Origin of the sequence: Pseudomonas sp. B21-036 (assembly GCF_024748925.1) — a bacterium.
GTDB lineage: Bacteria > Pseudomonadota > Gammaproteobacteria > Pseudomonadales > Pseudomonadaceae > Aquipseudomonas > Aquipseudomonas palmensis.
Genome location: NZ_CP087178.1, coordinates 2317699 through 2336854 on the forward strand (window position 1 = coordinate 2317699; position 19156 = coordinate 2336854).

The window sequence follows — 19156 nt, forward strand, 5'->3', positions numbered from 1 at the left end:
CTGTCATGACGCTGCGAATGCTGCTGCCCCTGGCGCTGTTGCTGGCCGGTGCCGCCCAGGCCCAGACGACCACGGTCTATCAGTACGGCATGCCACTGGACGTGGCGCGCGTGGTGCAACTGGACGAGCCGGCCACCGAGGTCTGCGACGTGGTGAAGGCGTACATGACCTACGTGGACTCTGCCGGCCGGCAGCACACCGTGCAGTACCTGAAACTGGCCAAGGTGTGCACCGACCGCGGTTGATCAGTCCCAGGCGGGTGCAAGCGACTCGGGGTCGACCAGGCGCTCGCCCTTGTCCAGGCCGGCAATCTGCGCCATGTCCTGTTCGCTCAGGCGCAGCTGCGCTGCCTTCAGGTTGCTGGCCAGGTTTTCACGCCGGGTCGAGGAGGGGATCACCGCATAGCCCAGCTGCATCGCCCAGGCCAGGGCCACCTGCGCCGGGGTGGCGCCATGGTGTTCGGCGATCTGCTGGATCAGCGGATCGTGCAGCACCTTGCCATAGCCCAGGGTCATGTAGGAGGTCACCGCGATGCCCTGTTCGTGCATGAAATCCACCAGCGTGCGGTTCTGCAGGTAGGGGTGCAGCTCGATCTGGTTGGTGGCGATCTGTTCGGCGCCAACCACCTCGATGGCCTGACGCAGCAAGGCGATGGTGAAGTTGGACACGCCGATCTGGCGGGTCAGGCCCTGGCGCTTCGCTTCGAGCAGGGCGCCCATGAACTCGGCCACCGGCACGGCGCCCTTGGGCGACGGCCAATGGATCAGGGTCAGGTCCAGATAATCGGTGCCCAGCTTGTGCAGGCTCTCTTTCAGGCTGGGGATCAGCTTGTCGGCGCCCAGGTTCTCGGTCCAGATCTTGCTGGTCAGGAACAGCTCGTTGCGTGCAACGCCGCTGGCGGCGATGGCGTGCCCGACGTCGGCCTCGTTGCCGTAGATCTGCGCGGTGTCGATGGCCCGATAGCCCAGTTCGAGGGCCTGGCTGACCGAGTCGATGACCACCTGGTCCTTGAGCCGGAAGGTGCCCAGGCCGAGCAGGGGAATAGTCATGGAGTGCGTCCTCTTGTGTGGGATGTAATGCGGTGAGGCGCAGTATCGGACAGCGCACAGCGCTGAAAAACACCGCCCGCGGCACAACTTTTTTGAGCGTGCGGCACGAATCGCCCTGGCGGTGGTAGCCTTGCAGGGTCATCCGCAACGGACCCGCCCATGGCCGCGCACAAGCACAGCATTCGCCAACGCAATGTCGACAGCATCCTGCTGGCAGCAGAAAAGGTCTTTGCCGAGAAGGGCTTTGCCGGCACGGCCATGGCCGACATCGCCGAGGCCGCCGCGCTGCCGCGCAGTAACGTGCACTATTACTTCAGCACCAAGGCCGAGCTGTACCAGGCGGTGCTGTTCGGCTTGCTGGAAGTGTGGAAGCAGGACGCCCTGTGCTTCGAGCTCTACGATGACCCGCGCATCGTGCTCAGCACCTATATCCGCGCCAAGATGAACCATTCCTGGACCCGCCCGCACGGCTCCAAGGTGTGGGCGAACGAGATCATCCACGGTGCGCCGCACCTGGGGGCGGCGCTGGATGACAGCCTGTACGGATGGGCCAAGCTCAAGGAGGGCAAGATTCGCCAGTGGGTCGAGGACGGGCGGATTCTGCCGGTGGAGCCCTCGGGGCTGCTGTACATGATCTGGGCCTCGACCCAGCACTACGCCGACTTCAGCCACCAGGTGAGCCTGCTCAACGCGCACCAGCCGCTGAGCGAACCGCAGTTCGAGCGGGCGTTGCAGACGGTGACCAGCGTGATACTGCGCGGGATCGGGCTGGAGCCCTGAGGCTGTACCGGCCTTTTCGCCGGCAAGGCCGGCTCCCACAGGGCCACACATGACCTGTAGGAGCCGGCGTTGCCGGCGAAGGCGCCAACACGGTCGCCTCAGCGTGCGGTGAGGTGCATCGCCAGCTGAACCAGCCCTATCAGCACCAGGATGAACACCAGCGTGAAGGCCGTGCCCAGCGCAATGAAGTGCGCGGGCTTGCCGTGGGTGAAGTCGCGGGCGCGGTTCTTGCCGGTCTGCACGCCAAAGGCTGCAGCCAGCACGCTGTGCAGCATTTGCCAGAAGGTCGGCGGTTTGTGTTCGGCCGGGTCTTCCATGATCTGCTCCTGTAAAAGGCTTCAGCTCAGTGTAGACCCTTGCCTCACCAGCGCTTAGTTGTCGTACCCCAGGTTGGGCGCCAGCCAGCGCTCGGTTACCGCCAGGTCCTGCCCCTTGCGCGCGGTGTAGCTCTGGACCTGGTCCTTGTCGACCTTGCCCACGGCAAAGTACTGCGCCTGCGGGTGGGCAAAGTACCAGCCGCTGACCGCCGCCGCCGGGAACATCGCGAAGTGCTCGGTGAGGAACACGCCGCTCGGGCCGGTCTCGCCGATCGCCGTGCCGTCGAGCAGGCGGAACAGGGTTTCCTTCTCGGTGTGGTCCGGGCACGCCGGGTAGCCCGGGGCAGGGCGGATACCCGCGTACTGCTCCTTGATCAGCGCCTCGTTGTCCAGGTGCTCGTCCTTGGCATAGCCCCAGTACTCCTTGCGCACCTGCTCGTGCAGCCACTCGGCGCAGGCCTCGGCCAGGCGGTCGGCCAGGGCCTTGACCATGATCGAGCTGTAGTCGTCGCCCTTGTCCTGGTAGGCCTTGGCCACTTCCTCGGCGCCGATGCCGGCGGTGGTGATGAAGCCGCCCACGTAGTCGGTGATGCCGCTGTCCTTGGGCGCCACGAAGTCGGCCAGGCAGAAATTGGGCTTGCTGTCGGGCTTGATCGTCTGCTGGCGCAGGTGGTGCAGCAGGGCCAGGGGCTGGCCGTCATCGCCGTACACCTCGATGTCGTCGTGCGCCACCTGGTTGGCCGGCCAGAAGCCGAACACCGCGCGGGCACTGATCAGCTTCTCGTCGATCAGCTTGGCCAGCATTTCCTGTGCATCGGCGAACAGGGCGGTGGCCGCTTCGCCCACCACCTCGTCGTTGAGGATGCGCGGGTACTTGCCAGCCAGGTCCCAGGAGATGAAGAACGGCGTCCAGTCGATGTACTCGGCCAGCACCTTGAGGTCGATGTTCTCCAGCACGCGGGTACCGGTAAAGGTTGGTGCCACCGGCTGGTAGGCAGACCAGTCGTATTTCGGCTTGGCCTCGATCGACTGCGCATAGCTCAGGCGCTCGGTGCGCGCGCTGCGGTTGGCGGTGCGTTCGCGCACCTCCACGTAGTCCTCGCGGGTCTTGTGCACGAAGGCCGGCTTGAGCTCTTTGGACAGCAACTGCGTGGCCACGCCCACCGCACGCGAGGCGTCGGTCACGTAGACCACCGCGTCGTTGCTGTACTTGGGCTCGATCTTCACCGCGGTATGCGCCTTGGAGGTGGTTGCCCCCCCGATCATCAGCGGCAGGTGGAAGTCCTGGCGCTGCATCTCGCGGGCCACGTGCACCATTTCGTCCAGCGACGGTGTGATCAGCCCCGACAGGCCGATGATGTCGCACTTCTGCTCGCGCGCCACCTGCAGGATCTTCTCGGCCGGCACCATCACGCCCAGGTCGACGATGTCGTAGCCGTTGCAGCCGAGCACCACGCCGACGATGTTCTTGCCGATGTCGTGCACGTCGCCCTTGACCGTGGCCATCAGGATCTTGCCCTTGGCCTCGGGCTTGTCGCCTTTTTCCAGTTCGATGAACGGGATCAGGTGAGCCACCGCCTGCTTCATCACCCGCGCCGACTTGACCACCTGGGGCAGGAACATCTTGCCTGCGCCGAACAGGTCGCCCACCACGTTCATGCCGCTCATCAGCGGCCCCTCGATCACCTCGATGGGGCGCGCGCACTGCTGGCGGCACTCCTCGGTGTCCTCGACGATGAACGCGGTGATGCCTTTGACCAGGGCGTGCTCGAGGCGCTTGTCCACCGGCAGCGAACGCCACTCCTCGTTCTCGACCTCCTTGACCGCGCCGCCGCCCTTGTAGTCGTCGGCAATCGCCAGCAGCGCATCGGTGCCGTCGGGGGTGCGGTTGAGCACCACGTCCTCGACCTTCTCGCGCAGCAGCGCCGGGATCTCGTCGTAGATCTCCAGCTGGCCGGCGTTGACGATGCCCATGGTCAGGCCGTTCTGGATCGCGTGGTAGAGGAACACCGAGTGGATCGCCTCGCGCACCGGGTTGTTGCCACGGAACGAGAACGACACGTTGGATACCCCGCCGGAGGTCAGTGCATACGGCAGGTGGTCGCGGATGTAGGCACAGGCCTCGATGAAGTCCACCGCGTAGTTGTTGTGTTCCTCGATGCCGGTGGCCACGGCGAAGATGTTCGGGTCGAAGATGATGTCTTCGGGCGGGAAGCCCACCTCATCGACCAGGATGTCGTAGCTGCGCTTGCAGATCTCGCGCTTGCGGGCGGCGGTATCGGCCTGGCCGACCTCGTCGAAGGCCATCACCACCACGGCGGCGCCGTAGCGCTTGCACAGGCGGGCATGGTGCTTGAACGCCTCGACGCCTTCCTTCATCGAGATCGAGTTGACGATGCCCTTGCCCTGGATGCACTTGAGGCCGGCCTCGATCACTTCCCACTTGGAGGAGTCGATCATGATCGGCACCCGGGAGATGTCGGGTTCGCCGGCGATCAGGTTGAGGAACTTGACCATGGCCGCCTGGGAATCGAGCATCCCTTCGTCCATGTTGATGTCGATCACCTGGGCGCCGGCCTCGACCTGCTGCAGGGCCACTTCCAGCGCCTCGGTGTAGTTCTCTTCACGGATCAGCCGCGCGAAACGGGCGGAACCTGTGATGTTGGTGCGTTCGCCGACGTTGACGAACAGCGAGCTGCGGTCGATGGTGAACGGCTCCAGGCCCGACAGGCGGCAGGCCCTGGGAATCTCGGGGATCGCCCGTGGCGGGTACTTGGCCACTGCCTCGGCGATGGCCTGGATATGCCCCGGGGTGGTGCCGCAGCAACCGCCGATGATGTTCAGAAACCCACTGGCGGCGAACTCTTCGATCACCGCGGCGGTTTCGGCCGGGGTCTCGTCGTACTCGCCGAAGGCGTTCGGCAGGCCGGCGTTGGGGTGCGCCGAAACGTGGGTGCCGGCCTTGTTCGACAGCTCTTCGAGGTAGGGGCGCAGGTCCTTGGCGCCCAGTGCGCAGTTCAGGCCCACCGAGATCGGGTTGGCGTGGCGTACCGAGTTCCAGAACGCCTCGGTGGTCTGGCCCGAGAGGGTACGGCCCGAGGCGTCGGTGATGGTGCCCGAGATCATGATCGGCAGCTCGATGCCGTCGTCCTCGAACACCTGCTGCACGGCGAAGATCGCCGCCTTGGCATTGAGGGTGTCGAAGATGGTCTCGATCAGGATCAGGTCGGCGCCGCCCTCGATCAGGCCGCGGGTGGCCTCGATGTAGTTTTCCACCAGCAGGTCGAAGGTGACGTTGCGGTAGCCGGGGTCGTTGACATCCGGGGAGATCGAGCAGGTCCGGCTGGTGGGGCCCAGCACCCCGGCGACGAAGCGCGGCTTGTCGGGGGTCTCGAGGGTCTTGGCATCGGCCACCTGGCGGGCGATGCGCGCACCTTCCACGTTGAGTTCGTACACCAGCGATTCCATGCCGTAGTCGGCCTGGGATACCTGGGTGGCGTTGAAGGTGTTGGTTTCGAGGATGTCGGCGCCGGCATCCAGGTAGGCTTTCTCGATGGCTGCGATCACGTCGGGGCGCGAAAGCAGCAGCAGGTCGTTGTTACCCTTGACGTCGCTAGGCCAGTCGGCAAAGCGCGTGCCACGATAGTCGTGTTCCTCCAGGCGGTAGCTTTGGATCATAGTACCCATGCCGCCATCGAGGATCAGTATGCGCTCTTTGAGGGCTTGCTGAAGTGCTTGGTAACGGGCGCTGCGGTCAGACATAGGACTACCTGGTCGGGCAAATACAAAAGTTGCGGAATAATAACAAACCTGCGCGGTTTTTAGGCGTGTTGCCGGTTTGCATGAATTTGATTCATGTTGGCACGCTGCCGCCACCGGTAGAATCGTGAAGCTATCAATACCCAGGACATTCGGCACATGGTGCATCGTTTACTTGCCGGCGCCTTCGCACTGCTCATCAGCGGCGCGGCGCTCGGACAAGCCCCCGTCACAAGCCCGGCTATTTCCTATACCCGGGACATCCAACCGATCTTCACCGAGAAGTGCGTTGCCTGCCATGCCTGCAACGACGCGGCCTGCCAGCTGAACCTGGGCAGTGCCGAGGGCGCCGCGCGCGGTGCCTCCAAGGTGCCTGTGTATCAGGGCGACCGCAGTACGGCGGTCGCGCCGACCCGGCTGTTCTACGACGCGCACAGCGTCGAGGCCTGGCAGCGCAAGGGCTTCAGTTCGGTGCTCGACAGCCAGGGCAGCCAGGCCGCGCTGATGGCGCGCATGCTCGAGCTGGGCCACAACACGCCGCTCACCCCCAACGCCAAGCTGCCCGAGGAGATCGTGCTGGGGCTCAACCGCAACAACATGTGCCCGCTGCCCGGCGAGTTCGACGCCTACGCCGGCGCCCACCCCAGGGAGGGCATGCCGCTGGCCGTCACCGGCCTTACCGATGCCGAGTACCAGACCCTGCAGCGCTGGTTCGCCGCCGGTGCGCCGGTGGAGTACAACCCGATCCAGCCAAGTGCCAGCGAGGCCGCGCAGATCACCGAATGGGAGGCGCTGCTCAACCGCCCCGGGTCCACCGAGGCGCTGGTGGGGCGCTGGCTGTACGAGCACCTGTTCCTGGCGCACATCTACTTTGTCGGCGGCGAGCAGGGCCACTTCTTCCAGTGGGTGCGCTCGCGCACGCCCAGCGGCCAGCCGATCGACCTGATCGCCACACGCCGCCCCAACGATCCGCCCGGCACCGACTTCTACTACCGCCTGATGCCCGTGCAGGGCGTGATCGTGCACAAGACCCACATCACCTACCCGATGGGGCCGAACAAGCTCAAGCGCGTCAAGCAGCTGTTCTACAGCGGCGACTGGCATGCCACGGCCTTGCCCGGCTACGGCCCGCGCCACCGCGCCAACCCGTTCGAGACCTTCGAGGCGATCCCGGCGATAGCGCGCTACCAGTTCATGCTCGATAACGCCGAGTACTTCGTGCGCACCTTCATTCGCGGCCCGGTATGCCGTGGGCAGATCGCCACCGACGTGATCCGCGACAACTTCTGGACCCTGTTCCAGGAGCCGGCACACGACCGCTACATCACCGATGCCGAGTACCGCGGCAAGGCCACGCCCCTGTTGGCGATGCCCGGTCAGATCGACGACGTGGGCAGCATCCTGACCCTGTGGCACGCCTACCGCGACAAGCGCAACGAGTACGAAAAACTGCGCCGCGACGCCTATGCCGACCTGCCGCCACCGAGCTGGTCGAGCCTGTGGGCCGGCAACGACAATGCCTTGCTGACCATCTTCCGCCACTTCGACAGCGCCTCGGTGAGCAAGGGCCTGATCGGTGATGTGCCCAAGACCCTGTGGCTGTTCGACTACCCGCTGTTCGAGCGCACCTATTACCAGCTGGCGGTGAATTTCGACGTGTACGGCAACGTCTCGCACCAGGCGCAGACGCGCCTGTACTTCGACCTGATCCGCAACGGGGCCGAGGTCAACTTCCTGCGCCTGATGCCGGCCAAGCAGCGCAGCGACATCCTCGGCGACTGGTACCAGAACAGCGGCAAGGTCAAGATGTGGCTGGACTACGAGGCGATCGACAGCAAGACCCCGACCGCCCTCAAGCTCGACCCGCGCGACCCCAAGCGCGACTTCGGCCTCAAGCTGGTGGAGCGCACCGGCAGCCTGAACGCTGCGCCCGACCCGATCAACCGCTGCCAGGGCGCGTACTGCTCGCTGCCCGGCAGCGAGGAGTTCCGTGACGTGGAGCAGGCCCTGAGCCGGCTGGCCTCGCGCCCGGCGGCCGGGCTCAAGGTGATCGGCCAGCTGCCCGAGGCGACCATGCTGCGCATCGAAGGGCAGGGCGGCCAGCGCAAGGTCTACAGCCTGCTGCGCAACCGCGCCCACAGCAACGTGGCGTTCATGCTCGGCGAGGCCTACCGCTACCAGCCGGGGCTGGACACCCTGACCCTCTACCCGGGGGTGATGAGCAGCTACCCCAACTTCATGTTCAACATTCCGGCCAGCGACGTGCCCGAGTGGGTCGAGGACATGGAGGCGGCGCGGGACGATCCGGCCCGCTTCGAGCGCATCGTCATGCGCTGGGGCGTGCGCCGCAGCCACCCGCAGTTCTGGCAGTACTTTCATGACCTGAGCCGCTACATCCAGCAGACCGATCCGGTGGAGGCCGGCGTGCTCGACATGAACCGCTACGAGAACCTCTGAAGCAACCGCCGGGCAGATCGGGCTGATCTTTCCCGGCCTTTCGTAGTCCCACCCGCAAGCGGTCCCGATTTGTGCGGGGCCAGGGTGGGGTAACGAGAGACGGGAATCGACATGCTGTTTTCGCTTCAGGCATTGAGGGCGCTCGCCGCCTGGGTGGTGGTCTGTCACCACTTCATGCAGATCTTCTTCGACTTCAAGGCCAGCGGCCCGGTAGGGCAGTTTCTGGCCGATCGCGGTGCGGTCGGGGTGGACATCTTCTTCGTCATCAGCGGGCTGGTGATCTACCTCTCGACCCGCGACAAACCCATGGCGCCCAGGCGCTTTCTGCTCAACCGGGTGCTGCGCATCGTGCCGGCCTACTGGTTCTATACCGGCCTGATGGCGCTGCTGCTGGTGGTGGCCAGCCAGTGGATGCCGCATCAGACCCTGGAGCTGTCGCACCTGCTGCTGTCGCTGCTGTTCATTCCGGCGGAAAACCCCGGCGGCTACGGCCTGTACCCCACGCTCAACGTGGGCTGGACGCTGAACTACGAGATGTTCTTCTACCTGCTGTTCTCGCTGGTGTTCCTGGTGCGCCAGCGCCATCACCTGTGGCTGGTGGCGCTGGCGCTGTTCGCGGTCAGCGAGGTGCTCACCGGCCTGGGCGTGCTGGGGCGGTTCTACAGCAACAACATCATCTACGAGTTCCTGCTGGGCGTAGCCATCGGCGTGCTCTACCGGCGCGGCTGGATTGCCCAGGGGCTGTGGCTGCCGTTGCTGACCCTGGCGGCCGCATCGGTGGCGATCTACCGCCTGGATGCTTCGTCACGCCTGTTGCACTGGGGCCTGCCGAGTGCGCTGATCGTGCTGGCGTGCATCTCGCTGGAGCCGTATTTCAAGGGCAACCGGGTGCTCAAGGCACTGGGCGACTGCTCCTATTCGGTGTACCTGATCCATGTGCTGGTGCTGTACGGCGGCTGGTTTGCCAGCGAGCGTCTGGGGCTCAACCCCTACCTGGTGTTCGCGCTGTGCGTGCCGCTGATCGGCGGGGCGTCGTGGGCCAGTTACCGCTGGCTGGAAAAGGGCCTGTACCGGCGCATGAGTGGCTGGTTCGAGGCGCGTCTGGGCCCGGCGGTGCCGGTGGCACTTTCCCGACAGAATTACTAGGACTTTGTTCGCCGGCCGTGTTGGCGTAAACTGCGCACAAGTCTGTGAGGAACTTACATGAGCGCCATAACGATTACCGACGCCGCGCACGATTACCTGGCCGATCTGCTGGAAAAGCAGAATACCCCAGGCATTGGCATTCGCATTTTCATTACCCAGCCGGGTACGAGCTACGCCGAAACCTGCATTGCCTACTGCAAGCCAGGTGAAGAAAAGCCGGAAGACGAAGCGGTGGGGCTCAAGTCCTTCACCGCCTACCTGGATGCGGTCAGCATCCCGTTTCTGGAGGATGCGGTGGTGGACTACGCCACCGACCGCATGGGCGGCCAGCTGACCATCAAGGCGCCGAACGCCAAGGTGCCGATGGTCAATGCCGACAGCCCGATCAACGAGCGCATCAACTACTACCTGCAAACCGAGATCAACCCGGGGCTGGCCAGCCACGGCGGTCAGGTCAACCTGATCGAAGTAGTCGAGGACGGCATTGCGGTGCTGCAGTTCGGCGGTGGTTGCCAGGGTTGCGGCCAGGCCGACGTTACCTTGCGCGAAGGCATCGAGCGCACCTTGCTCGAACGCATTCCGGAGCTCAAGGGCGTGCGTGACGTGACCGACCATTCGCAGAAAGAAAACGCCTACTACTAAGCAGTTGTAGCGTTCTGGCGGGCCCCTTCGCCGGCAAGGCCGGCTCCTACAGGTTTACCGTGACCTGTGTAGGAGCCGGCCTTGCCGGCGAAGGGGCCCGCTGCATTTCAAGGGCCAAGAAGGCCGATGTGCCGGCGAAGAGGCCCGCAAGGCCTCAAAAAAAAGCCCCGCCAATGGCGGGGCAAAGTGGTCGGTGCTAACCAACCAAAGGAGCTCTGAATCAGTTCGCCGCAGCCACGCTGTCGGTCTGCCAGCCACCACCGAGTGCCTTGTAGATCGCCACGATCCCGCGATACAGGTCCACCTCGCCCAACGCCTGCGCGTCCTCGGCAGTGAGCCGTTCACGCTCGGCATCCAGCAGCACCAGGTAATCCACCGTACCCTCGCGGTAACGAATCGACGCCAGGTCCGCCGCCTTGCGGCTCGCCTCGCTCTGGCGCAGCAGCGCCATCAGCCGTTGCTGACGCTTGGCGTAATCGCTGAACGCATTCTCCGACTCTTCCAACGCCAGCAGCACCTGCTGCTCATAGGTCGCCAACGCACCCTCGGCCTCGGCATTCGCGCCGCGCAGACGCGCCCGCACACTGCCCAGGTCGAACGCCGCCCAGGTGATGCTCGGGCCCAGTGCCCACGCCTGCGCCGCACTCGACCCCAACTGCGAACCACGCCCTGCGGTAAAGCCCAGGAAGCCGCTCAGGCTCACCCGCGGGAACAGGTCGGCCGTGGCCACCCCCACATTCGCCGTGGCCGCCGCCAGCTGGCGCTCGGCACTGCGCACATCCGGGCGACGCTTGAGCAGTTCGCCCGGGTCGCCAATCGGCAGGGCCTTGGCAATCGCCGGCAACTGCGCCGGCGACAGGTCGACACTCAACGCATCCGGCCGCTGCCCCAGCAAGGTGGCGATGCGGTTGCGCGAACGCACCTGCTCGGCCTGCAGCTGCGGCACGCTGGCCTCTACCGCCGCCAGGCGCGCATCGGCGCGCACCACGTCCAATTCGTTGCCAACCCCTGCATCACGCAGGGTTTCGGTAATGCCGCGCGAATCCTGCTGGGTCTTGAGGTTGGCCAGGGCTATCTTCTCGCGCAACTGCGCACCGCGCAGTTGTCCATAAGCATCAACCAGCTCGGCAATCAGGCTCACCTGCAATTGTTGCAGGTCGGCCTGGGCCGCGGCCTCCTGCGCCTCGCTGGCTTCCAGCTGGCGCTGAATGCGGCCGAACAGGTCAAGCTCCCAGGCCATGTCCAGGCCCAGGTCGTAGCGCTCGCTGTTGACCCGGCGGTCGGTCTGGCCAGGTATCTGACCCTTGCCCAGGTCGCTGCTGGCGCGGCTGGTGACGGTGGGCAGCGCATCGTTGCTCACATCGTCACGAATCGCCCGCGCCGCTTTCAGGCGCGCAAACGCCACGCGCAGCTCGCGGTTGTCGGCCAGCGACTGGCTCACCAGCTGGTTGAGGACCGGGTCGTCGAACTGACGCCACCAGATCGCATCGAAGCGGGTGCGGTCGAAGGCCGCCTTGGCCTCCTGCGCATCGGCCGCCGCCAGGTGCGCGGCGTCGGTGTGCGGGGCCTGGTAGTCCGGGCCGACCGCACAGGCGGCCAGGGCCAGTACCAGCAGGCTCGGTGCCCACAGTTTCAAGTGGTTCATGCCTGGTTCTCCAGCTGCAGCTGGCGGGCCGCCTTGCGGGCCTCGCTGCGCTCTACATAACGACGGATCAACACAAAGAACACCGGGGTCAGCAACAGGCCGAAAATCGTCACCCCGATCATCCCGGAGAACACCGCCACACCCATGGCATGGCGCATTTCGGCGCCGGCCCCGGAGGAGAACACCAGCGGCACCACACCCATGATGAAGGCGAACGAGGTCATCAGGATCGGGCGCAGCCGCAGCCGGCAGGCTTCCAGCACCGCAGCCAGCGGGTCGAGCCCTTCGGCCTGCTTGTCCTTGGCGAACTCGACGATAAGAATCGCGTTCTTGCACGCCAGCCCCACCAGTACGATCAGGCCGATCTGGGTGAAGATGTTGTTGTCGCCACCGGACAGGATCACCCCGGTAATGGCCGACAGCAGGGTCATCGGCACGATCAGGATCACCGCCAGCGGCAGGCTCCAGCTCTCGTACTGGGCAGCCAGTACCAGGAACGCCAGCAGCACGCACAGCGGGAACACGAACAGCGCGGTGTTGCCGGCCAGGATCTGCTGATAGGTCAGCTCGGTCCATTCGAAGGTCATGCCGTTGGGCAGCTCTTCCTTGAGCAGTTTTGCCATGGCCTGTTCGGCCTGGCCGGAGCTGTAGCCGGGTGCTGCGCCACCGTTGATCTCGGCGGTGATGAAGCCGTTGTAGTGCATCACGCGGTCCGGCCCGGAGGTGTCGCTGACCTTGATGAAGGTCGCCAGCGGGATCATCTCGCCCTGGTTGTTGCGCACCTTGAGCTGGCCGATCTGCTCGGCATCCAGGCGGAACTGCTGCTCGGCCTGCACGTTGACCTGGTAGGTACGGCCAAAGCGGTTGAAGTCGTTGGCGTACAGCGAGCCCAGGTAGATCTGCAGGGTGTCGAAGATATCGTTGATCGCCACACCGTGGGTCTTGGCCTTCTCACGGTCGATGGCGGCATCCACCTGCGGCACATTCACCTGGTAGCTGGTGAACAGCCCGGCCAGCTCCGGCACGTTGTGGCTCTTGGCGATGATGTTCTGGGTTTCCTTGTACAGCGCCTCGTAGCCCAGGTTGCCACGGTCTTCGATCTGCAGGCGGAAACCGCCGATGGTACCCAGCCCCTGAACCGGCGGTGGCGGGAAGATCGCGATGTAGGCTTCCTGGATGTCGGCGTACTGCGCGTTCAACGTGGCGGCAATCGCCGCGGCCGACTGGCTGGGGTCCTTGCGCTGGTCGAACGACTTGAGTGCGACGAACACGATGCCGCTGTTGGGGCTGTTGGTGAACCCGTTGATCGACAGGCCCGGGAAGGCGATGGAATCGGCCACACCCGGTTGCTTGAGGGCGAACTCGCTCATCTTCTTGATGACCGATTCGGTGCGGTCAAGGCTGGCCGCATCCGGCAGTTGCGCGAAGGCCACCAGGTACTGCTTGTCCTGGGCGGGCACGAAACCGGTCGGGGTGGCGGCAAAGCCCATCCAGGTCAGCACCATCAGCCCGGCGTACACGAACAGGGCGATGCCGCTGCTGCGGATCACGCGGCCCACGGTGCCCACGTAGCCATGGCTGGCACGCTCGAAGAAGCGGTTGAACGGCTTGAACAGCCAGCCGCCGAGCAGGCGGTCGAGCAGTTTCGAGAAGCGGTCCTTGGGGGCGTGATGGCCCTTGAGCAACACCGCAGCCAGCGCCGGCGACAGGGTCAGCGAGTTGAACGCCGAGATCACCGTGGAAATCGCGATGGTCAAGGCGAACTGCTTGTAGAACTGCCCGGTCAGGCCGGAGATGAACGCTGCCGGGATGAACACCGCGCACAGCACCAGCGCGGTGGCGATGATCGGCCCGGTCACTTCGCTCATGGCGCGCTTGGTCGCCTCCAGCGGGTTGAGCCCCAGCTCGATGTTGCGCTCCACGTTCTCCACCACCACGATGGCGTCGTCCACCACGATACCGATGGCCAGCACCAGCCCGAACAGCGACAGCGCGTTGAGCGAGAAGCCGAACAGGTGCATCACCGCAAAGGTGCCGATCAGCGAGACCGGTACCGCCACCAGCGGGATGATCGAGGCGCGCCAGGTCTGCAGGAACAGGATCACCACCAGCACCACCAGGATCAGTGCCTCGAACAGGGTGTGCACCACCGCTTCGATCGAGCCGCGCACGAACACGGTGGGGTCATAGACGATGCTGTAGTCCATGCCCTCGGGGAAGTCCTTCTTCAGCTCGGCCATCTTGGCGCGTACTTCGTCGGAGATCTCGATGGCGTTGGAGCCAGGGCGCTGGAAGATCGGGATCGCCACCGCCGGCTGGTTGTTGAGCAGCGAACGCAGGGCGTACTGGCTGGAGCCCAGCTCCACCCGGGCGATGTCCTTGAGGCGGGTGATTTCACCGTCGGCGCCGGAGCGGATGATGATGTTCTCGAATTCCTCTTCGCTCACCAGGCGGCCCTGGGTGTTGACCGACAGCTGGAAGCTGGTGGCCCCGGGGGCGGGCGGCGAACCGAGCTGGCCGGCGGCCACCTGGCGGTTCTGCTCGCGAATGGCAGCCACCACGTCGCTGGCAGTCAGGTTGCGCGAGGCGGTCTTGTTCGGGTCCAGCCATACGCGCAGCGAGTAGTCGCCCATGCCGAACAGCTGCACGTCACCCACGCCACCCAGGCGAGCCAGCTCATCCTTGATGTTGAGGATCGCGTAGTTGGACAGGTAGAGCATGTCGTAGCGGTTGTCCGGCGAGGTCAGGTGCACCACCATGGTCAGGTCGGGCGAGGCCTTGTCGACGGTGATACCGATACGCGTGACTTCCTCGGGCAGCTTGGGCTGGGTGCGGGTCACACGGTTCTGCACCTGCACCTGCGCGTTGTCCAGGTCGGTGCCCAGGGCGAAGGTGATGGTCAGGGTGATCTTGCCGTCGGCGGTGGACTGCGAGGACATGTACAGCATGTTCTCGACACCGGTGATGGCCTGCTCGAGCGGCGCGGCCACGGTTTCGCCGATCACCTTGGGGTTGGCACCGGGGAAGTTGGCGCGCACCACCACGGTGGGCGGTACCACCTCGGGGTATTCGCTGATCGGCAGCTGGAACAGCGAGATGCTGCCGGCGATCAGGATCAGCAGCGACAGCACGGCGGCGAAGATCGGCCGGGTAATGAAGAACTGGGAAAAATTCATCGGTCTGGTCCCTTAACCGCGTGGTGCCGCGGCACTGGCGAGCTTGACCGTGACCGGCTTGCTCGGGGTGCTGGCTTCCAGGGCCTGGCGTTGCTGGGCGAGGGCGGCGAGGGTGGTATCGCTGGCCATCGGGGTTTCTTCAGGGCTGACCGGCGAGCCAGGGCGTACACGCTGCAGGCCCTTGACCACGATGCGGTCTTCCTTGCTCAGGCCGCTGCGCACGATACGCAGGCCTTCGAGTTTGGGGCCCAGCTCCACGGCGCGGTAATCGGCCTTGTTGTCCTTGTCCATCACCAGCACGAACTTCTTGCCCAGGTCGGTGCCCACGGCCTCGTCGTTGATCAGCACGGCCGAATAGGTGGCGCTGCCGACCAGTTTCAGGCGCGCGTACAGCCCGGGGGTGAACTGGCCGTCGCTGTTGTCGAACACCGCGCGACCGCGAATGGTGCCGGTCTTGGGGTTGACCTGGTTGTCGACGAAGTTCATCTGGCCCAGGTGCGGGTTGCCGGTTTCGTTGGACAGGCCCAGGTACACCGGGGTGCTCTGGCCGCGCTGGCCGTCGCGGGCCAGCTGGGTGTACTTGAGGTACACGCGCTCGTCGGCGTCGAAGTAGGCGTAGACCTTGTCGGTGGACACCACGCTGGTGAGCGCGGTGACATCGGCGGTGACGATGTTGCCGGCGGTGAACTCGGCGCGGCTGACACGGCCGCTGATGGGCGCGGTCACGCGGGTGAAGCTCAGGTTCAGCCTGGCCAGGTCCAGTTGCGCCTGGATCGCGGCCACCCCGGCGCGGGCTTCGGCGGCGGCACTGGTGCGCGACTCGGCGAGTTCGGCGGAAATCGCATTGCTGCTGCGCAGGCGCTCGCCGCGCTGGGCTTCGGTCTGGCTACGGGTGGCGGTGGCGCGGGCTTGTTGCAGTTGGGCTTCAAGTTGGCGTACCTGAGCCTGGAACGGGCGCGGATCGATCTGGAACAGCAGGTCGCCTTTCTTGACCTGGGCACCTTCGGTGAAGGCTACCTGGTCGATCTGGCCGGAAACGCGCGGGCGTACTTCGACGGTTTCGGGGGCTTCGAGGCGGCCGGTGAACTCGTCCCATTCGTTGATGGGCTGCTCCAGCACCTTGGCCACCGTGACTTTCGGCGCACCGGGCGCTTGCGGGGCCTCCGGGGTACGACCACAGGCACTCATCACCACCAGTGCCAGGGCAGCAAGGGGATAGCGCAAGGGTTTGAGTGAGTGTTCCATGGATAGATCCGCCAATGTATTGAGAGTGGGCGGATTCTGCGATTTGTAACTATTAACAACGAATCGAATGGGGCGAAGGTAACTATCATTCGGAATGATATGAACACCATCGCGGGTCAAGCCCGCTCCTACACGGACCGCGATGATCCTTGTGGGAGCGGGCTTGACCCGCGATGCAGGCAGCGCCGATTCGAGATGTCAGGCCTGAACCTTCTCCTCCTGCCCCTGACGCAACCGCGTGCTGATCAGCGCCGCCAGCACCAGCAGGCCGGCGATCACCCACAGCCCGTTGCGCGTGCTGCCGGTGGTCTGCTCGATCAACCCCATCACCGACGGCCCGACGAACCCGCCGAACAGCCCGCACATGGTCACGAACGCCAGCCCCGCCGCCAGTGCACTGCCGCTCAGGCGGCTGGACGGGAACACGAAGATGATCGACTGCACCACGAACAGCATCAGCGCCGTCAGCGAAAAGCCCACCAGCCCGATGAACGAGTTGGAGAACGAGGCAATCACCAGCCCCGCCGCCATGGTCAGCAAGCCGAAGAACATGATCATCCGGCAGCGGGTGGGGGTGGTGGCCAGGCGCGGGAAGGTCGCGGCGCCAATGGCGGCGGCAATCCACGGTACCGAGGTCAGCAGGCCGATCTGGAACGGCGACAGGTTGCCATAGGTGCCGATGATGCCCGGCAGAAAGAAGATCACCGTGTAGATGGTGATCTGGTGCACGAAGTACACCGCGATCGCCAGCCAGATCTGCTTGTCGCGAAACATCTGGCTCAGGCGGGTCTGTGGCGGCGCGGCGGCTTTTTCGGCGCTCAGGCGCTGCTCGATGTCGCGCTTGTCGGCCTCCGACAGCCATTTGGCCGAGGCCGGCCCGTCAGGCAGTTTCTTCCACACCACATACGCCAGCGCCACCGCCGGCAGGCCTTCGATCACGAACAGCCACTGCCAGCCATGCCAGCCCAGCAAGCCGTCCATCTGCAGCAACGCACCGCCCAGCGGCCCGCTGAGGATGTTGGCCAGGCACACGCCCAGCAAAAAGTAACCGGTGGCGCGTGCCCGCTGTTCGCGGTCGAACCAGTAGGTCAGGTACAGCATCACCCCCGGGAACAGCCCGGCCTCGGCCACGCCCAGCAGCAGGCGCATGATGTAGAACGAGGTCTCGCCCTGCACGAACGCCATGCCCGCCGACAGCAGGCCCCAGGTGATCATGATGCGGGTGATCCAGAAACGTGCGCCCACCCGGTGCATGATCAGGTTGCTCGGCACCTCGGCCAGCGCGTAGGTCAGAAAGAACAGCCCGGCGCCGAGGCCGTAGGCAGCGGCCGACAGCCCCAGGTCGATGCCCATGCTGGCCTTGGCCAGGGCAATGTTGGTGCGGTCCAGAAAGCTCATCACGTAGACGATGACCAGCAGCGGCAGCAGTTTGCGCAGCAGCAGGCTGTTCAGGCGTTGTTCGGCAGGCACGGCGGGCGCGGCCGCCGCTGTCGCGGTATTGAGGATTGTCATTATTGTTAACCCCGGTATTGATGGTGCGGCCCGCCGACGCGCAGGGCGCGGCGGCGGGCTTGGGTGTCGATCAGGTGCGGGCGATGTCCAGCCACACCGGGCCGTTCGGGTACTGGTAGCGCTCCAGGGTGTCGGCGTGCATCTCGATGCTGTAGCCGGGGCGCAGCGGTGGCATGTAGCGGCCGCGGCGGATCACCACCGGGTCGATGAAGTGCTCGTGCAGGTGGTCGACGTATTCCAGCACGCGGTTGTGCAGCGAGGCCGAAACGCCGATGTAGTCGAACAGCGCGATATTCTGCACGTATTCGCACAAACCCACACCCCCGCCATGCGGGCACACCGGCACGTCGTACTTGGCCGCCATCAGCAGCACGATCAGCACCTCGTTCAGCCCGCCCAGGCGCGCCGCGTCGAGCTGGCAGAAGTCCAGCGCACCGGCCTGGAACATCTGCTTGAACATCACCCGGTTGTGGCAGTGCTCGCCGGTGGCCACGCCGATCGGCGCGATGCGCTGGCGAATGGTGGCATGGCCGAGGATGTCGTCGGGGCTGGTCGGCTCCTCGATCCACAGCGGTGCGAAGGCGGCCAGGCGGCGCATGTTCTCGATCGATTCGTCCACGCCCCACACCTGGTTGGCGTCCATCATCAGGGTGCGTTCCCAGCCCAGCTCGTCACGCAGGATGCCGGCGCGGCGAATGTCGTCTTCCAGGTTGGCGCCGATCTTCTGCTTCACGTGGGTCCAGCCATCGGCCACGGCCTCGCGGGTCAGCTGGCGCATCTTCTCTTCGCTGTAGCCCAGCCAGCCCGGTGCGGTGGTGTAGCCCGGGTAGCCTTCGCGCAGCATCTGCGCCTCGCGCTCGGCCTTGCCCGGCGCATTGCGGCGCAGCAGGGCGATGGCTTCCTCGGGGGTGATCACGTCGGTGACGTAGCTGAAGTCCAGGCAGCGCACCAGCTGCTCGGGGCTCATGTCGGCCAGCAGCTTCCACACCGGTTTTTCTTCGTGCTTGGCCCACAGGTCCCACACGGCATTGATGATGGCGGCGGTGGCGAGGTGGATCACGCCTTTTTCCGGGCCCAGCCAGCGCAGCTGGCTGTCGCCCACGGTGAAGTTGTGCCAGAAGGCGCCCATGTCGGCGGTGATCTCTTCCAGGGTCAGGCCCACCACCATCGGTGCCAGCGACTGGATCGCGGCCACGCAGATCTCGTTGCCGCGGCCGATGGTGAAGGTCAGGCCGTGGCCTTCCAGGGGGCTGTCGGTGTGCAGCACCACGTAGGACGCCGAATAGTCCGGTGCGCTGTTCATCGCGTCGGAGCCGTCGAGCGACAGCGAGGTAGGGAAACGGATATCGCGAACGCTCAGGTGGGTAATTCGAATGCTCATGGCGGGCTCTTGTTCTCGGTGACCACTTGGAGACCCGACTGTAGGTT

Annotated in this window: 13 protein-coding genes; 5 read left to right on the forward strand and 8 right to left on the reverse strand. The window is 65.1% G+C overall.

The window, feature by feature from the left end; translation table 11 throughout:
* The first annotated feature begins 5 nt into the window (after nucleotides 1-5).
* Nucleotides 6-245 (forward strand): DUF2790 domain-containing protein, encoded by a 240-nt coding sequence (locus tag LOY33_RS10365; RefSeq protein WP_043864083.1) that lies wholly within the window; start codon nucleotides 6-8, stop codon nucleotides 243-245.
* Here the strand turns inward: LOY33_RS10365 and dkgB are convergent, their stop codons facing one another.
* Nucleotides 246-1049 carry a 2,5-didehydrogluconate reductase DkgB gene (gene dkgB, locus LOY33_RS10370; protein ID WP_078481166.1) on the reverse strand — a complete coding sequence of 268 codons (804 nt, stop codon included), beginning with the start codon at nucleotides 1047-1049 and terminating at the stop codon, nucleotides 246-248. It lies immediately after the preceding gene.
* Nucleotides 1050-1208: 159 nt separating this feature from the next.
* Between dkgB and LOY33_RS10375 the strand changes: the two genes are divergently transcribed.
* Nucleotides 1209-1829, forward strand: a complete 621-nt coding sequence (locus tag LOY33_RS10375) for a TetR/AcrR family transcriptional regulator (protein ID WP_236176165.1) — start codon at nucleotides 1209-1211, stop codon at nucleotides 1827-1829.
* A 98-nt stretch (nucleotides 1830-1927) separates the two neighbouring features.
* Here LOY33_RS10375 and LOY33_RS10380 read toward each other — a convergent pair whose 3' ends face one another.
* Together LOY33_RS10380 and metH are read right to left on the reverse strand one after the other, a co-directional pair.
* Nucleotides 1928-2146: a DUF2970 domain-containing protein gene (locus LOY33_RS10380; RefSeq protein WP_043864080.1), complete on the reverse strand. Its 219-nt coding sequence runs from the start codon at nucleotides 2144-2146 to the stop codon at nucleotides 1928-1930.
* Between the two features lie 54 nt (nucleotides 2147-2200).
* Nucleotides 2201-5908, reverse strand: coding sequence for a methionine synthase (gene metH / locus LOY33_RS10385; protein WP_058540347.1), 3708 nt, complete (start codon nucleotides 5906-5908; stop codon nucleotides 2201-2203).
* A gap of 156 nt (nucleotides 5909-6064) precedes the next feature.
* Between metH and LOY33_RS10390 the strand changes: the two genes are divergently transcribed.
* The 3 genes from LOY33_RS10390 (at nucleotide 6065) to nfuA (ending at nucleotide 10150) form a co-directional block, all read left to right on the forward strand.
* Nucleotides 6065-8362, forward strand: a complete 2298-nt coding sequence (locus LOY33_RS10390) for a fatty acid cis/trans isomerase (RefSeq protein WP_054914322.1) — start codon at nucleotides 6065-6067, stop codon at nucleotides 8360-8362.
* A gap of 111 nt (nucleotides 8363-8473) precedes the next feature.
* Entirely contained in the window at nucleotides 8474-9508 is a 1035-nt protein-coding gene (locus LOY33_RS10395) for an acyltransferase (protein ID WP_058540346.1), read from the forward strand.
* 57 nt (nucleotides 9509-9565) lie between these two features.
* Nucleotides 9566-10150, forward strand: coding sequence for a Fe-S biogenesis protein NfuA (nfuA, locus tag LOY33_RS10400; protein ID WP_043864076.1), 585 nt, complete (start codon nucleotides 9566-9568; stop codon nucleotides 10148-10150).
* 220 nt (nucleotides 10151-10370) lie between these two features.
* Here the strand turns inward: nfuA and LOY33_RS10405 are convergent, their stop codons facing one another.
* The 5 genes from LOY33_RS10405 to LOY33_RS10425 form a co-directional block, all read right to left on the reverse strand.
* On the reverse strand, nucleotides 10371-11795 hold the full coding sequence (locus LOY33_RS10405) for an efflux transporter outer membrane subunit (RefSeq protein ID WP_258662561.1): 1425 nt from the start codon (nucleotides 11793-11795) through the stop codon (nucleotides 10371-10373).
* Nucleotides 11792-14971, reverse strand: coding sequence for an efflux RND transporter permease subunit (locus LOY33_RS10410; protein ID WP_054914324.1), 3180 nt, complete (start codon nucleotides 14969-14971; stop codon nucleotides 11792-11794). The genes LOY33_RS10405 and LOY33_RS10410 overlap by 4 nt, the downstream gene beginning before the upstream one ends.
* A gap of 12 nt (nucleotides 14972-14983) precedes the next feature.
* Nucleotides 14984-16216, reverse strand: a complete 1233-nt coding sequence (gene mexE, locus LOY33_RS10415) for a multidrug efflux RND transporter periplasmic adaptor subunit MexE (RefSeq protein ID WP_043864073.1) — start codon at nucleotides 16214-16216, stop codon at nucleotides 14984-14986.
* Nucleotides 16217-16414: 198 nt separating this feature from the next.
* Complete coding sequence (locus LOY33_RS10420) at nucleotides 16415-17728, reverse strand: MFS transporter (protein ID WP_104572569.1); 1314 nt, start codon at nucleotides 17726-17728, stop codon at nucleotides 16415-16417.
* Nucleotides 17729-17798: 70 nt separating this feature from the next.
* Entirely contained in the window at nucleotides 17799-19109 is a 1311-nt protein-coding gene (locus LOY33_RS10425) for an L-fuconate dehydratase (RefSeq protein ID WP_043864071.1), read from the reverse strand.
* Nucleotides 19110-19156 lie beyond the last annotated feature (47 nt).

Coding starts and splice junctions, on each gene's coding strand:
- LOY33_RS10365 (WP_043864083.1), top strand. CDS start 6: ATGACGCTGCGAATGCTGCTGCCCCTGGCGCTGTTGCTGGCCGGTGCC.
- dkgB (WP_078481166.1), bottom strand. CDS start 1,049: ATGACTATTCCCCTGCTCGGCCTGGGCACCTTCCGGCTCAAGGACCAG.
- LOY33_RS10375 (WP_236176165.1), top strand. CDS start 1,209: ATGGCCGCGCACAAGCACAGCATTCGCCAACGCAATGTCGACAGCATC.
- LOY33_RS10380 (WP_043864080.1), bottom strand. CDS start 2,146: ATGGAAGACCCGGCCGAACACAAACCGCCGACCTTCTGGCAAATGCTG.
- metH (WP_058540347.1), bottom strand. CDS start 5,908: ATGTCTGACCGCAGCGCCCGTTACCAAGCACTTCAGCAAGCCCTCAAA.
- LOY33_RS10390 (WP_054914322.1), top strand. CDS start 6,065: ATGGTGCATCGTTTACTTGCCGGCGCCTTCGCACTGCTCATCAGCGGC.
- LOY33_RS10395 (WP_058540346.1), top strand. CDS start 8,474: ATGCTGTTTTCGCTTCAGGCATTGAGGGCGCTCGCCGCCTGGGTGGTG.
- nfuA (WP_043864076.1), top strand. CDS start 9,566: ATGAGCGCCATAACGATTACCGACGCCGCGCACGATTACCTGGCCGAT.
- LOY33_RS10405 (WP_258662561.1), bottom strand. CDS start 11,795: ATGAACCACTTGAAACTGTGGGCACCGAGCCTGCTGGTACTGGCCCTG.
- LOY33_RS10410 (WP_054914324.1), bottom strand. CDS start 14,971: ATGAATTTTTCCCAGTTCTTCATTACCCGGCCGATCTTCGCCGCCGTG.
- mexE (WP_043864073.1), bottom strand. CDS start 16,216: ATGGAACACTCACTCAAACCCTTGCGCTATCCCCTTGCTGCCCTGGCA.
- LOY33_RS10420 (WP_104572569.1), bottom strand. CDS start 17,728: ATGACAATCCTCAATACCGCGACAGCGGCGGCCGCGCCCGCCGTGCCT.
- LOY33_RS10425 (WP_043864071.1), bottom strand. CDS start 19,109: ATGAGCATTCGAATTACCCACCTGAGCGTTCGCGATATCCGTTTCCCT.